The following is a 15,605-nucleotide window of genomic DNA, read 5'->3' on the forward strand; positions in this document are numbered from 1 at the left end:
GAAGGCTTGTCAATCGGGGTGGGATGAAAAGCACTTTAGTGGGATGAAAGATTCGTATTTTTTCGACAGGTATGCTATAATAATGCCTGAAAAGCCATGAAATCGAAAGGAGGCTATCTCATTGCGGTTTGCAATTGTTGATGACAATATAGAAGAAATACATATGACAGAGCTGCTCATCCGGGACTGGTGCGGTAGCCATAACATAACGGTCTGCTGTGATACATTTACCGAAGGGGATGCTTTTTTGTTGTCTGCCGCCTCGAATTCCTATGATTTTGTGCTATTCGATATTTATCTTAAGGAAGCAAACGGGATTGACCTTGCGGTTTCTTTTCGCAGGATTTCACCGAAGACACCGATTGTCTTTCTGACCTCCAGCTCGGAATATCATGTGGAAGCTTTGCATGTCCACGCTTTCGACTATCTGCAAAAACCGATTACCAAAGCTGCCATCCATCCGTTATTAGATGACCTTCTGGCTGTCCGTCCTGTTTTGGATTCCCATTTATTTCTGACCGTAAATACCAACAAGACGAAGCTTCCGATTCTTTATTCGGACATTCAATATATTATTTCAGATTCAAACTATCTTATTATTCATACCAGCGAAGAAATCCGCTGCCGTATGCTGTTTCGGGATGTTACCCGCACGCTTTCGGAGGATGAACGTTTTTTGACCATTAACCGTGGTGTTATGGTAAATCTGGACTATGTTTCTTCCATGGACGGAGCAGTCTGCATGATGAATGATGGAGCATCCTTTTCCATGAACAAAAAGCAGTCTAATACCCTTCAGCAGACTTATATTACCTGGCAATTTACCCAACGCACAAAGTCACTTTTACACGGAGGTCTGTCATGAATCCTTTTACTGTTCTGATTGCCGCAGCCCATTACGGAGTTATTTTCCCGGGTATTTTTATCTGCATCGTTCCGGTTGCTGACTGGATATCAATTCCCCTGCGGAAACTCCTTTCTGTTCTGATTCCGGTTATGACTGCAATTTGTCTGATTTTAGGCTGCGTTGAATCCACCGGGAATTATGATGCAAATCTGTTCTTTTTCCCACTCCTGTCCGTATGCCTTATTGTATATTTTATTACGGTCCGCCTGAGTAATCTAAAGCTCTGGTATTTATTTTTATGTGCCACCGCAGCCCTTTCCTTTGGCTGCATTGCCAACGATTATATCATTGCTTATACCGTCCCTTCTTCCAATGTAGATGACAGCTCTGTTCCGGGACTGCTCTTACAATACGCCATCAGCTTTCTTATTATGTTCTTATTTATCGTCATAAAAGATAAACTGAAATGGATTTTCGAAAATGTAAATCAGCCTTTATTCTGGTGGCTTACATGGATTATTCCTGCCATTATTACTTTTTGTAATATCTTTATGCTGCCTAAGGACTACAACAATATCCGTGTAGGCCGGGTATTTGTAATTGCCATGGTTATCGAGGTGGTTCTTTTTATCTTTTTTATAACCTTCCAGATTCTGCTTTATCTCATTGCCGTTACAACTGCACAGAAAATCAAAGCAGATACCACTTCGATTATGTACCGCGCCCAGGCAAGCCAGTATGTCAAGCTTCAGAATTATCTCGATCAGTCCCGTCAGGAGCGGCATGATTTCAAACATACCATTGCAGTTATGCAGGAACTGGCCCAATCCGGGCAATATGAAGAATTAAAAAATTATATGGCTGACTACCAGCTGGAAACCGGAAGACATTCCATGCAATATCTTTTCTGCCAAAACATGGCTGTGAATGCAGTTATCAGTTACTATGCTTCCCTTGCAGAATCCTGTCATATCAAAATGGATTTTAAGGTTATTGTTCCCCGGAAGATTTCTATTTCTGATGTAGACTTAAGCCTGCTTTTCGGCAATCTTTTGGAAAATGCCATCCATGCCTGCTGTCAGGTTCCGGTGGAAAACAGATATATCCACCTCAGTTCTGACCTTAACAGTCCGGGCACCATATATATCACAATGGTAAACAGCTTCAATGGAATTGTAAAAAAGATGAACGGGCAGTTTCTGTCTACAACAGAAAGCGGCAGCGGTATTGGACTTCTTTCTATCCAAACCACTGCCGAACGTTATCATGGTTCTACCCGGTTTTATAATGAGGAAATGGAGTTTATTTCAAATATTATGCTGCGGTTATCTTAAGAGAAAGCTATTTCATCATATGATTGTAATGGACTCCTGTTTCATTTGAGACCTCCCTGTTGCCGGATGTATCTATTTTACTGTATCAGGTATAAGACTTCAAGATGCTTTACTTATCTCTCGCGGACTTTCAAAAAAATAGGACTTAAATCATTCAAACCCTTGTTGTATAAGGTTTCTCTTGATTTAGTCCTATTTTATCATCTGATTTAATTACTGAAGATCCTCATCTCTTAATCCATCAGAACCATCCGCATGCTCAAATGCTGCAAGTTCCGGATGTTCTCTCTTTTCTTCCGTATAGTTCTCATAAGGTGCTTTCTTATGTTTCTGTTCTGCCCAGATACGGTCTGCAACCGGTCCCCACTCTTCTGCATAGTGGTCACACTTAGAGCAAAGATGCTCAACAGTCTCTTCTGCTTCAGCGTTTGTTCCCTTCGCACCAGTCTTGTTTACCATTTCTCTTAAGAGCTTTGGATTCTCAAGCATCGGACATGGACGCAGGTGGTTTCTGTTAAATGGCTGTCCTTCATGATATGCCTTAAACAATGGACTCTGCAGCATCTCAAGGATTGACTTATCATGGATATTCGAATCCGAGAAATGGATAAATACGCACGGTTCTGCGTCTCCCTGTGCATTAATATGGAAGTAGTTACGTCCACCGGCAATACATCCGCCAACAAATTCTCCGTCATTCTGGAAGTCCATTGGGAAAAATCCGATATCATTGTCTCCGGTACGAACCCAGCGAATCTTCTTAATAATTTCTTCCCGCTGTTCCAATGTCGGCATCAGCTCCGGAGCTGCGTTCTGTCCTACCGGCATATAATGGAAGTAGAAACCGAAACGTGCGCCCTTATCAGCAATGAAACGTAAGAATTTCTCATCGGTAACAGCCTCAACATTGGCTCTGGTATAGCAGATAGAAGTTCCGAATATGATACCATATTGTTTCAACAGATCCATTGCCTTCATAACTGCTGCATAATGTCCGTCACCACGACGTCCATCATTTGTCTCAGGTGTTCCCTCAATGGAAAGAAGGAATGTAATATTTCCAAGTTCTACAATCTTCTTACATAACTCCTCATCAATCAGAGTAGAGTTGGAGAAAAGACCGAACATACAATCATTATGCTTCTCAGCAAGTTTTAAAATATCATTCTTACGAACAGTCGGTTCTCCACCTGTCATAAAGTAAAGATAAGTTCCAAGTTCCTTACCCTGTGTAACAATCTTATCCATATCCTCATAGGACATGTTATTCTTGTGGCCATATGTGCCGGACCAGCATCCTACACAATGCATATTACATGCGTCTGTCGGGTCAAAAAGAATCAGCCATGGAATATTACAGTTGTACTTCTCACGGTTTGCCCTGATTGTCTTTGTTCCACGGAAAAATGCTTCATATCCTAAATTCAGAAGGAATTTCTTAGCATAATTTGGATTTGTCTCATCCAGAACACGGTTTACAAACTTCACCCATCTGTTCTCCGGATTCTTTACATACTCTCTGACCTTATCCAATGTTGCCTTGTCTGCGCCATTTCCCCAGAAAGTCTCTGCCTTATCAATAAGTTCAAGGAATGTTTCCTGTCTTTTCGCGATATCATCTGTCTTAGTCAACTTACCTACGATGCTATTGGTCATTATCTCAAAAGCTTTTCTTTCTACTTTGTGCTGTGTGTTTTCAACGAATGAAGCCATGCTAACTTCCTCCCTCTTTTTTCTTCTATGTATTTTAACATTTATTAGTATAAGAAACAATGCGTTTTTTTGACATATACAATAGATTTTTTTTGTATGGTCAAGTTATACTTTTTCGACAATTTGTATATCTGACAGCACAAATTGTCCATTTTGTTTATAACTGCTCATCATAGACAAGTCCTTTGATATCGTCCTCGGCAAGTTTATGCTCCGCAACCTTTTTCTCTGCTTCACTCTTTAAAAGGCTGCTCTGGGTCTCCTTGTCTAATTTTGTATCAGTCTTCTTATCCTCTTTCTTGTCTGCATCCTTCTTATCCGTATCTTTCTCATTTTCTTTGATGGTCTCATCGATGTGGTCTACTGCTTCCCCAATCAGTCCTAATGTTGCTTCATCGGATGCATTGTCTAATATTTCTTCCGCTTCCTTCTGGCTGTCTATCATATCATGATGCTTTAACCGTTCCGTATGTACTGCCCGGAGGTATCCGTTATCCTCGGCTCTTTCCTTTCCAAGGTCTTTTATCTTGCTTCTGTATTCTGACTCCATTTTATAGTAGTCCATGGACTCTTTCTGATAGTCTGTCATTCCGCCTTTCTGTAATTCTGAGACATGCTCTAATTCTTCTTTGGAAAGCATGCTTCTTCCTTCTGCTGTACTGGCTTTCTTTAAAAGGTCAAGGTCTGCCTCTTCCTGGCTGCCATCCGCTACCTGGTAACGTCCCTTTAATTCAGCTTCCTTATTCTGTAAGTCGCGGATTTCACTCTGATAATCTTTTATCTCGCTGTCAATTTCCTTAATGTGGGCACGCCGCTCGTCCATCTCTTCATCCACTGCGTGCTCACCGGAAAATGTATCCATAATCTTCTTTAATGCTTCTTTCTGGGCATTTGCCATCTTCTGTCCAATCAGATCTGTCTGATTCAGATTAAGACCGGCACCTTTTATTACATTGCTGTCATTCTTATTATCCTGCTTCTTATCATCTGACTTTGCACTTCCCTGTGTCCCGTCATTCTGATATAAGCTCTGTGTCCCAAAACTGGTATTGATTCCATTCATATACGCTTCCCTTGCCTTTCTGCAACGCTTATCCGGTTATCGGATATTTCTTTCACTGTTGTATACACTTTTATAAATAATACATCGGTTTTCCACTGCGTTTTCCTAAGAGTTTTGGTCTTATTTTTCCTTTACAATAGCTTTCGTCAGAATCCATTCTGCCCACTGGGCATAATATTTTCCTAGAGGATGGGCATCATCACTGGTATACTGGGCATCGAGGTTTCCTGCCCCATCATCAAAGATTTCATTCACATCAATATAATAGGTCTGCTTCTGGTCACATAAGGACTCCACCACGCCATTGAGCCAGTCAATATTGGCATTGTTATAAAGGCTGTCCGAATCGGATTTTGCCTTGGAAACATGAAGACTCGCCTCTAAGAATAAAATGGCATCCGGCTGCATTTCCCGTATTTTCTCTACCACTTCACGATATTGCTTTTCTATGCTTGCATGTGGATATCCCAGTTCATTGATACCTAGCATCAGATAAATCTTTCCGTAATTTTTCCGGCTTAACACTTCATCCAAAGTTTCTTTTCCATAGCCCGGCATATCCACCTCTGTTTCAAACAGCTTAAAGGAACTTAAGCCAATCGTTGCAAATACATCCGCATCCCCAAGGTCTGCATACTCCGATAATCCTACTGTTCTGGAATCTCCAATAAATAAAGCATCGGAAAAATAGCTGATATCCTCTGTTGTAAAGGTTCCCTCCTGCTCCGTATCTGCCACCGTTTCATTATCCTTGGTACCTGTTTTATCTTCTGTATTTTCTGTACTATCAATATCTTCTTGTCCTGTACCGGCTTTATCTGTGCTGTTTTCTTCCGTTCCGGCAACTGCTTCCGCCGGCTCTTTTTCTGTGTCTGTCACCTGTGCCAGTTCTTCCTGCCTTGCCTTCTTCTCCTGCTCCGCAGTTACAAGCTTTACGGTAATCACCGGGAATGCAATCACAAATGTCAGCAGTAAAAGTATAGTAAATTTATATTTTTTCATCGTATTTCCTCACTAGAATCTGAAGTATAAGAATGGATCATCCATTCCAAGATACATACAATATACGCTCGCCCAGAATAATGCCAGCAGCAGTAAAATCACCCAGAGGCGGTTCTTATTCTTCTTAAGGAGCTTCTCCTGAACACCTGTTGCAAACAGGATACCAAGCACCAGATAAATGCCATAGGTCTTACCATATTTCAGATAATCTCCCTGAAACAATACCGTTCCGGTACTGCCAAAGAATGGGAATAATTTCTGTAAATAAATGCCAAGCTGGCTTAAATCCGTAATCACAAAGACCAGCCAGGAAAGTGGTATCCAGAGTATCATATAAATATGGCCAAGCGCCTTATGCCGCTCCAGCACTTTTCCAAGTCCGGCTTTTTCCACGAATAATAAGACAAAAAGCAAAAGTCCCCACAGTACAAAGTTCCAGCTTGCGCCATGCCAGAGCCCTGTCAGAAGCCATACCACAAACATATTGCGGACGGTCTTTGCAAAACCACCGCGGTTGCCGCCCAGCGGAATGTATACATATTCCCGGAACCAGCCACCCAGTGTCATATGCCAGCGGCGCCAGAAATCCGTCATGGACACTGCCATATACGGATTGTTAAAGTTCTGTGGAAAGTCAAAGCCCATCATCCGCCCCAGTCCGATTGCCATCAGGGAATACCCATAGAAGTCAAAATATAACTGCAGGCTGTATGCCACAATGCTCATCCATGCCAGCGGTGTGGAAATGCTCTCATAACCGATTGCTGTCACCTCTGTCCAAAGATGTCCCACCCGGTTTGCCAGCAATACTTTATAAGCAAGTCCCAGTGCAAATACCTTAAGTCCGGATTCCACCTTTACCATGGAATGTTTTCTCTTATGAAGCTGTTCCTGAATCAGATGGTAATTGACAATCGGTCCTGCAATTAACTGCGGGAACATGCAAAGATACGTTCCCAGTGAAATCAACGATTTTTCCGCTTTCGTTTCCCTCCGGTACACGTCCACCAGATAGGAAATAATCTGGAACGTATAAAAGCTGATTCCAATCGGCAGAATCAGATTCCATGTTTCCAGCTGTACCTTAACGTGCATTGCACCAAAAAGGGCATTCAGATTCTCTATAAGAAAGCCCAGATATTTAAACAGAATGAGCCATCCTAAATCATAGACGATTCCAACCACAAGCCAGGCTTTCCGTGCCCGCTTCGTCTTCTGTGCCTCAATCAGTTTTCCAGCCACGAAATTGACCACCACGGACATAATCATAAGTAAAAGATAACCCGGATTTCCCCTGACACCATAGTAATAAAAACCAAGGCTGGCAAGGAAAAGCCAGGCATTCTTATAAGAAGCCGGCAGGATATAATAAACCAGAAAAAATACCGGCATAAAATACATGATAAATGCTATGCTGCTAAAAACCATCTTTCGTATCCTCTCTTTACTATCTTAAAATGGTATTATCCATTCATTCTTTACCATTCATTATACTCTTTATAGATTAGACGTTCCAGATGAAAAAAAAGTTTCTTAAATTCCGTATTTCGATAAATTTCTTCTCTGACAGTAAAAAGAAAGTCCTGATGTCACAAATTCTGCCACCGGAACTGCCAGCCAGACTCCCTTTAATCCGATAATTTGCGGCAGAATCAGTAAAGAGGCCAGAATACAGACAAAGGTTCTGCTGAAGGATACCAGTGCAGATGTTTTTCCATCAGAAAGTGCCGTGAACAGTGAAGATGTAAATACGTTATAGCCGCTGAAAAGATAGTTGATGCCAAACAATGCAAATCCCGTAACTGTCATTGCAAAGGTATGACTGCTTTCTGAGACAAATACTGATGTAATCGGCTTCGCCAGAAGGACGGATGCCACCGCCATAAAGCCGGAGGATATTTTTACAAACCGGTTACTGATATGGTAAACGTTACTTAATTTTTCACTGTTCTTTGCTCCGTACTGGAAGCTGATAACCGGTGCCACACCCATGGAAAATCCAAGATACAGCGCATTGAATAAAAACTGTCCGTATAAAATAATGGTAATTGCAGCTACCCCGTCTGCTCCAACCATACGCATCAGAATAATATTAAAAAGGTATGTAATTACTGCATTGGAAAGGTTCGTTACCATCTCGGAAGAACCGTTGGTGCAGGACTGCCACAATGCTTTTCCATCCCAATGGAAGTGGGTAAAATGAAGTCCTTTTCTTTTCACCAGGAAATAGATGACTCCCACTACCGCAGGAATCATCTGTCCGATGCCTGTTGCAATAGCTGCTCCGGCAATGCCAAGCTGCATTGGCCCCATAAAGACATAATCTAAGATTGCATTGGCTACACCTCCGGCAGTAATCAGTCCGAGTCCATATGCAGGTTTTCCTGCAGTCACAAAGAAGCACTGAAATAAACTCTGCAAAATACAGCACGGTCCAAAATACATCATATAAATAAGATATGTTTTCCCATTTTCGAATAAAGAGTCGTCTGCTCCTAATGCATATACAATCGGTTTATGAAAAAGTAATACAATAACCAGCAGCACCAGGCTTACAGCAACTCCTGCCACTGCAAGAAAAGTAAAGTTCTCACATGCTCCCTTTTCATCTCCCTCACCCATTTTTCTTGCTACCACTGCACTTCCACCGGTTGCTAACATAACGCCGATTGCAATGAGAATACAAATAACCGGCCATACAATATTGACTGCAGAAAGAGCGCTTTCTCCTACCAGTCTTGACACAAAGATTCCATCTATGATTGTATACAATGACATAAATACCATCATAATCATAGATGGCAATGCAAATTTCAATAAGGATAATGTTTTAAAGTTCTGATTTAATGAATTCGACATGATAACCTCCTTGTCTTATGAATCACTATTTGCTATCATAAACTATATGGTAACCATATAGTCAAGGAGATTTTTTAATGAGTAGAAATGAATATCTGACCACCGGAGAAGTTGCCAGGATGATGGGCACTACAAAAAATACACTGTTTCACTACGACCAGCTTGGCATTTTTTCACCCGAAGCAAGAGGGGACAATGACTACCGCTACTACACCGTCCGCCAGATGGATGTGTTAGATGCCATTATCACGCTGCGGGAACTTGGCATGCCTCTGCCGGAAATTAAAGAATACATGGAACACCGAAGCCCGGAAAATTATGCCACACTTCTTACGAAAGAAAACGCTGTCATCGAACAGCAGATTCGTGCATTAAAAGAAAAGCAGAAGTGGATTCAAAGACAGCAGAAACGAATTAAAACCAGCCTGACTACAAATCCGGATATCATTGAAGAAGTCTCTCTGCCAGGATTTTATATTGCAGCACACCATGTCAGTTCTTCCGATGATAAGACCATCTCCGTAAAAGTCAGTGAGCTTCTGAACTCCTATTATGAAAGCAAGGAAACTACCGGTTTTACGGTGCTTTATATCCAGATGGAACGTGACCTTGCCCGGGGTGCCCACAATCTTTATCACGAAGTATGCCTTGCCATGCAGACCCCTCCCAAGAAAATGCCTTACCGGATTCTTCCGGCTTCTAAATGTCTCGCCGCCTATCACCTGGGAGACTGGGATGATATTTCACTCGCTTATGACAGGCTGCGCAGCTACATGAAGCAGCACCAGATTACTTCATCCGATGGCAGATTCTATGAAGAAGAATTGATTAACGCTACCATGACGGATAAACAAAGTGAATATCTTACCCGCATTATCGTCAGAATCTAAAAAGCAGCATTACAGTTTCATTTTCCCCTACATTTGCTTATCTATTTTACAGTGCCCCAAGAATCTCTTTTGCCCGGTCTATCTGCTCCTTTGTAGGCGGGTCTACGCCTTCTAACTGGTATGGAATTCCAAGTTCCTTCCATTTAAAGACGCCTAAGGTATGATATGGCAGCACTTCCACCCGCTCTACTGTCTTAAGGGTATCAAGAAAACTTCTTAAGCGGTGAAGCTCATCCTCTTCTGTTGTAATACCAGGCACCAGCACATGGCGGATCCACATTGCTTTGCCATGGTCTGATAAATAAGCTGCCATTTCCAAAATATTCTGATTCGTCTGTCCGGTGAGTTTCCGGTGTGCTGCATCATCCATATGCTTAATGTCTAACATAAAGAGGTCTGTATATTTCATCAGCTCATCAAATTTACTTTTAAATGGTTCTTCCAAGGAAAATGGATTGCCAGAGGTATCGAGACAGGTATTTACCCCTTTTTCTTTTGCCAGCCGGAACAGTTCTGTTACGAAATCTATCTGTAAAAGAGCCTCTCCACCGCTTACGGTGATTCCGCCCTTTTCTTTCCAATATGTTTTATAGCGAAGTGCTTTTTTTAACACTTCTTCCGGTGTCATCAGCTCTCCGCCATCTTTTGCCCAGGTATCCGGGTTATGGCAGTACTGACATCTCATGTTACAGCCTTTCAAAAATACAATATATCTTACACCCGGTCCGTCTGCCGAACCAAAGCTTTCTACAGAATGGATGTGTCCTTTTATTTCACTCATATTGCCTCCTATACACAAAAATACTTACGGATGTTTAACAACCTGTGATAAAAATGTGCAGGCTTTTTTCATTAAGCCTGCACATTCTGCTTTACCTGAATCGCGGAAAATCGTATACTCCCCGCAGTTCGGTTACTGTCTTAAATTACATACGCTCATGACAGGTACGGGCAATAACATCAAGCTGCTGCTCTTTTGTCAGGTCGATGAACTTAACTGCATAGCCGGATACACGGATTGTGAAGTTTGCATACTCTTCTTTCTCCGGATGCTCCATTGCATCAATAAGCTTTTCTTTGCCAAATACATTAACATTCAGATGATGTGCACCCTGATCAAAGTATCCGTCCATTACATTTACAAGGTTATCGATTCTTTCCTGCTCGTTGTTTCCAAGTGCGCCAGGATTGATGGTCTGTGTATTGGAAATACCATCTAATGCCCACTCATATGGAAGCTTGGTCAGAGAGTTTAAGGAAGCTAAAAGTCCGTTCTGCTCTGCACCGTAAGATGGGTTAGCTCCCGGTGAAAGTGGTTCGCCGGCTTTACGTCCATCCGGCATAGCTCCGGTTGCTTTACCATATACCACGTTAGAAGTAATGGTAAGGATAGAAGTTGTAGGCTCAGAATCACGATAAGTATGATGTTTCTTTAATTTATCCATGAAAGTCTTAAGCAGCCATACTCCGATTTCATCTGCACGGTCATCATCATTTCCGTACTTCGGGAAGTCTCCTTCGATTTCGAAGTCTTTTGCAAGTCCGTTCTCATCACGTACGACTTTTACTTTTGCATATTTGATTGCAGAAAGAGAATCGATAACATGTGAAAATCCTGCAATACCGGTTGCAAAAGTTCTCTTTAAGTCGGTATCCATCAGAGAAAGCTCTGCTGCTTCATAGTAATATTTATCATGCATATACTGAATCAGGTTCAGTGTATTTACATAGATGTCTACTAACCAGTCCATCATCTTGTCATATTTTGCCATTACTTCATCATAGTCAAGATATTCAGCTGTAATTGGTGCGTAGTTTGGTCCTACCTGCTCGCCTGATTTTTCATCAACACCACCGTTGATTGCGTAAAGCAGACATTTTGCAAGGTTTGCACGAGCGCCGAAGAACTGCATCTCTTTACCTGTCTGTGTAGCAGATACACAGCAGCAGATTGCGTAATCATCGCCCCATACCGGTTTCATTGCATCATCGTTCTCATACTGGATTGAGCTTGTTTCAATCGAGATACGTGCTGCATAATCACGGAAGGTCTGTGGCAGTCTGGATGAATAGAATACAGTAAGATTTGGTTCCGGTGCCGGTCCCATATTCTCTAAAGTATGAAGGAAACGGAAGTCTGTCCTGGTTACCATGGAACGTCCGTCTACACCTGTTCCTGCTACATCAAGGGTTGCCCATACAGGGTCACCGGAGAATAACTGGTTATAAGAAGGAATACGTGCGAATTTAACCATACGAAGTTTCATTGTGAAATGGTCAATCAGCTCCTGAGCCTGCTGCTCGGTAAGAATTCCCTTATCCATATCTCTCTTAATATAAATATCAAGGAAAGTAGAAACACGTCCTACTGACATCGCTGCACCGTTCTGTGTCTTGATTGCTGCAAGGTATCCGAAGTATAACCACTGAACAGCCTCTTTTGCATTGGTTGCAGGTCTTGAAATATCATATCCGTAAATCTCAGCCAGTTTCTTCATGTCTTCCAGACATTTAATCTGCTCTGCAATTTCTTCTCTTAAACGGATGACATCATCTGTCATCTGTCCGCATCCGCAGTTGGCTTTGTCCTTCTTCTTCTCAGCGATTAAGTAATCCAGTCCGTATAATGCTACACGGCGGTAATCACCTACAATACGTCCACGACCGTAGGTATCCGGAAGACCTGTTAAAATCTTAGCATGACGAACCTTCATCATTTCCGGTGTATAAGCATCAAATACTGCTGTATTGTGTGTCTTATGATACTTGGTGAAAATTTCTTTTAATTTATCATTTACTTCATAACCGTAGGTCTCACATGCCTGAACAGCCATCTTGATTCCACCATATGGCATGAAAGCTCTCTTTAATGGTTTGTCAGTCTGAAGACCAACTACCTGCTCTAAATCTTTTAAGCTTTCATCAATATATCCCGGACCATAAGCTGTAATTCCGGTTACAACCTCTGTCTCCATATCAAGAACGCCGCCCTTAGCACGCTCTTCTTTCTGTAATTTCTGAAGTGCCCCCCATAGCTTGTTAGTTGCATCTGTCGGCTCAGCTAAAAAGCTCTCATCTCCATCATATGGAGTGTAGTTGTCCTGAATGAACTGACGAACATTGATTTCTTCTTTCCAGAGACGTCCTTCGAATCCATCCCACTCTTTCATTTCTATCATTGCGATATCCTCCTAAAAATATACTCAGCATGAACACTGAATGGTTACTAATTAGAATTAGTCTTGTTTAACTGTAGTTAGTATATACTGACTGTCATTTTTTTGTCAATACGTTTTGATGTTCAAAAAATCATACAAAACATCATGTAAATACAAGAAAACGAGCCAGTCCTCCAGGTTCATCGCCCAGACGGTCGGCTCGTTTTCGTTATACTTCATGTGGTTTTTCCACTTATCCGTCAGTCATATAACGGTTTTATCATAGACTATTTCTTTTCTGATTGCAATAGCTTATGAAAACTTTTTATCAACTATTTTTTCCGTTTTATCTGTTCTTTCCCTACAATACTTTGGAAAGGAAGTCGCAAAGACGCGGATTCTGTGGATTGGCGAAGAATTCTGCCGGTGTATTCTCTTCCTGAATCTGTCCTTCATTGATAAACATGACACGGCTTGCCACTTCTCTTGCAAATCCCATTTCGTGCGTTACCACTACCATAGTCATTCCGTCCTGTGCCAGTTCTTTCATAATTTCAAGAACTTCTCCTACCATTTCCGGATCCAGTGCGGAAGTCGGCTCGTCAAATAACATGACATCCGGATTCATTGCCAGTGCTCTTGCAATTGCAATACGCTGTTTCTGTCCACCGGAAAGCATTGCCGGATAGGTATCTGCTTTATCAGACAGTCCGACTCTCATCAAAAGCTCGTCCGCACGCTTAGAGGCCTCTTCCTTATTCATAAGTCCGGTCTGAACCGGTGCCAGCATGATATTTCCTTTTACGGTATAATTCGGGAACAGATTGAACTGCTGGAATACCATTCCAATCTTCTGACGCATCTTGTTGATGTCTACAGATTTATCCGTGATATCTGTTCCTTCAAAAGTAATCACACCGGAAGTCGGCTCCTCTAAAAGATTTAAGGAACGTAAGAATGTGGATTTACCACAACCGGATGGTCCGATGATGGCAACCACCTCTCCCTGGGCGATTTCTGTGGAGATACCATTTAATACATTTACATTTCCAAAGGATTTACACAAATCCTTTACTTCAATCAATACCTTCTTATCGCTCATTTGTTCTCAACCTCGTTTCCAGTTTATGTACACCAGCCGTTAAAATCATAACGATTATCAGGTAGATAATTGCAACACCGAACAATGGTAAGAACGGGTCATAGGTCTGGCTACGGATGATATCGCCACCCTTTGTCAGATCCGGGATTGCAATATATCCACTGATGGAAGTCTCTTTCAGTAAGGTAATAAACTCATTTGCCAGTGCCGGAAGTACATTCTTAAATGCCTGTGGCAGAATAATCAGACGCATGGTCTGCGAATAATTCAGTCCGAGGCTTCGTCCAGCTTCAAACTGTCCTTCGTCTACAGACATGATTCCGGAACGTACAATCTCTGCCACATAGGCAGCCGAATTCAAACCAAAAGCGATTACAGCCACTGCAATCTTATTATCGAGTGCAACCAGAATAATATAGTACATAATCAAAAGCTGTACCATCGTAGGGGTTCCACGCCATATGGTAAGATACACTTTACATATAAAATTCAAAACATTTAATCCACCATGTTTATCATGGGTGGAACGGATAATTGCGACTAAAAATCCAACCACAATACCCAGAAGTACTGCAAGCACTGCAATAAGCAGTGTATTGCCAAGGCCACGTAACAGATAAAGATATCTGTCTTTCTCTATAAAATCCTGTTGAAAGCTGCTTAAAAAATCGCTCAAGGTCTTTCCTCCTATACCGATTATTTATTTCTTACTACAATAACCTGGCTTGCTGTTGCATAAGTATCTGTAAAGTCAATGTTCTTAAGACGGTCTTCTGTTACAGTCATTCCTGCTGCACCAAAATCTGCTTTACCGGAAGATACTGCTGCGATGATTGCATCAAATTCCATATCTTCAATCTCTAAATCATAACCAAGCTTGTCACAGATTGCTTTTGCGATATCTGCATCGATACCAACTACGTTGTCACCATCATAATATTCGTATGGCTCAAACTGTGCATTGGTTGCCATGGTAAGTTTTCCGTTTGGATATTCTGTTCCCTCCGGAGTCTCATATGGATGCTCTCCTGTTTCATCACCAATATAGTTGCTGATGATAGTATCGATTGTTCCGTCTGCTTTTAACTCTTCGATTGCTTTGTTGAATTCGTCTGTTAAATCTGTGTTATCTTTTGCGATACAGATTGCATATTCCTCTGCATCAAAGGTATCATCTAAGATTTTCAAGTCATCATTCTTCTCAACAAATGCCTCTGCTGGCTGCTTGTCGATGATTACACAGTCGATCTTACCGGTCTTTAATGCCTGGATTGCATCAGAACCTTTGTTGTAACGCTCTACGGTGCTTCCTTCGTCCTCGTATGCTGTTGCATCGGCATCTCCGGTTGTTCCAAGCTGAACACCGATTTTCTTTCCCGGAAGGTCATCCTTGGAATTTACTGTGTTTGCAGCTACAGATGAGCCACATCCTACCATTGCTACTGTCATTGCTGCAGTTAATAAAAGTGCTGCAAATTTCTTCATGTTCTTCATATTTATTCCTCCTCTGATTATAATTATGTGAATTTATATTTCATACAGCATCATAAAATATATCAACATAACGCCTAGTATAGCATGATTCCGCCTATTTCACAAGTACCCGGAGAGTATTTGTCTGCATTTAAAAATACATT

At 41.7% G+C, this 15,605-nt stretch carries 13 protein-coding genes and 1 riboswitch; of the genes, 3 read left to right on the forward strand and 10 right to left on the reverse strand.

All coding sequences use genetic code 11. The features are described from left to right. The first annotated feature begins 121 nt into the window (after positions 1-121). Together DXB39_RS10575 and DXB39_RS10580 are read left to right on the forward strand one after the other, a co-directional pair. On the forward strand, positions 122-865 hold the full coding sequence (locus tag DXB39_RS10575) for a LytR/AlgR family response regulator transcription factor (protein ID WP_117841728.1): 744 nt from the start codon (positions 122-124) through the stop codon (positions 863-865). Beyond that, on the forward strand, positions 862-2,181 hold the full coding sequence (locus DXB39_RS10580; RefSeq protein ID WP_117841727.1) for an ATP-binding protein: 1,320 nt from the start codon (positions 862-864) through the stop codon (positions 2,179-2,181). The genes DXB39_RS10575 and DXB39_RS10580 overlap by 4 nt, the downstream gene beginning before the upstream one ends. Before the next feature lie 213 nt (positions 2,182-2,394). Here the strand turns inward: DXB39_RS10580 and DXB39_RS10585 are convergent, their stop codons facing one another. The 5 genes from DXB39_RS10585 to DXB39_RS10605 form a co-directional block, all read right to left on the reverse strand. Continuing rightward, entirely contained in the window at positions 2,395-3,894 is a 1,500-nt protein-coding gene (locus DXB39_RS10585; protein ID WP_022242699.1) for a radical SAM protein, read from the reverse strand. Between the two features lie 157 nt (positions 3,895-4,051). After that, on the reverse strand, positions 4,052-4,957 hold the full coding sequence (locus DXB39_RS10590) for a hypothetical protein (protein WP_117697975.1): 906 nt from the start codon (positions 4,955-4,957) through the stop codon (positions 4,052-4,054). Between the two features lie 120 nt (positions 4,958-5,077). Continuing rightward, a complete protein-coding gene (locus tag DXB39_RS10595; protein WP_117841726.1) occupies positions 5,078-5,959 on the reverse strand; it encodes a GDSL-type esterase/lipase family protein in 882 nt (293 codons plus the stop codon). Between the two features lie 12 nt (positions 5,960-5,971). Next, a complete protein-coding gene (locus DXB39_RS10600; protein ID WP_117841725.1) occupies positions 5,972-7,387 on the reverse strand; it encodes an MBOAT family O-acyltransferase in 1,416 nt (471 codons plus the stop codon). A 105-nt stretch (positions 7,388-7,492) separates the two neighbouring features. Then, complete coding sequence (locus tag DXB39_RS10605; RefSeq protein WP_117841724.1) at positions 7,493-8,818, reverse strand: MATE family efflux transporter; 1,326 nt, start codon at positions 8,816-8,818, stop codon at positions 7,493-7,495. Positions 8,819-8,895: 77 nt separating this feature from the next. Between DXB39_RS10605 and DXB39_RS10610 the strand changes: the two genes are divergently transcribed. Further along, entirely contained in the window at positions 8,896-9,708 is an 813-nt protein-coding gene (locus tag DXB39_RS10610) for a MerR family transcriptional regulator (protein WP_117841723.1), read from the forward strand. Between the two features lie 46 nt (positions 9,709-9,754). On the opposite strand, the gene pflA is transcribed toward DXB39_RS10610, so the two are convergent. The 5 genes from pflA to DXB39_RS10635 form a co-directional block, all read right to left on the reverse strand. Next, positions 9,755-10,489 (reverse strand): pyruvate formate-lyase-activating protein, encoded by a 735-nt coding sequence (gene pflA / locus DXB39_RS10615; RefSeq protein WP_117841722.1) that lies wholly within the window; start codon positions 10,487-10,489, stop codon positions 9,755-9,757. Between the two features lie 145 nt (positions 10,490-10,634). After that, the gene (gene pflB, locus DXB39_RS10620; RefSeq protein ID WP_022242705.1) at positions 10,635-12,887 is read right to left on the reverse strand and encodes a formate C-acetyltransferase; all 2,253 of its coding nucleotides are present in this window, start codon (positions 12,885-12,887) and stop codon (positions 10,635-10,637) included. Between the two features lie 177 nt (positions 12,888-13,064). Beyond that, positions 13,065-13,144, reverse strand: a riboswitch (ZMP/ZTP riboswitch). 83 nt (positions 13,145-13,227) lie between these two features. Then, a complete protein-coding gene (locus tag DXB39_RS10625; protein WP_022242706.1) occupies positions 13,228-13,968 on the reverse strand; it encodes an amino acid ABC transporter ATP-binding protein in 741 nt (246 codons plus the stop codon). Beyond that, a complete protein-coding gene (locus tag DXB39_RS10630; RefSeq protein WP_022242707.1) occupies positions 13,958-14,644 on the reverse strand; it encodes an amino acid ABC transporter permease in 687 nt (228 codons plus the stop codon). The genes DXB39_RS10625 and DXB39_RS10630 overlap by 11 nt, the downstream gene beginning before the upstream one ends. 20 nt (positions 14,645-14,664) lie before the next feature. Continuing rightward, positions 14,665-15,462: a transporter substrate-binding domain-containing protein gene (locus DXB39_RS10635; RefSeq protein ID WP_117841721.1), complete on the reverse strand. Its 798-nt coding sequence runs from the start codon at positions 15,460-15,462 to the stop codon at positions 14,665-14,667. Positions 15,463-15,605: the final 143 nt, after the last annotated feature.

This window comes from Roseburia sp. OM03-7AC (genome assembly GCF_003462625.1).
Taxonomy (GTDB): Bacteria; Bacillota; Clostridia; order Lachnospirales; family Lachnospiraceae; genus Roseburia_C; species Roseburia_C amylophila.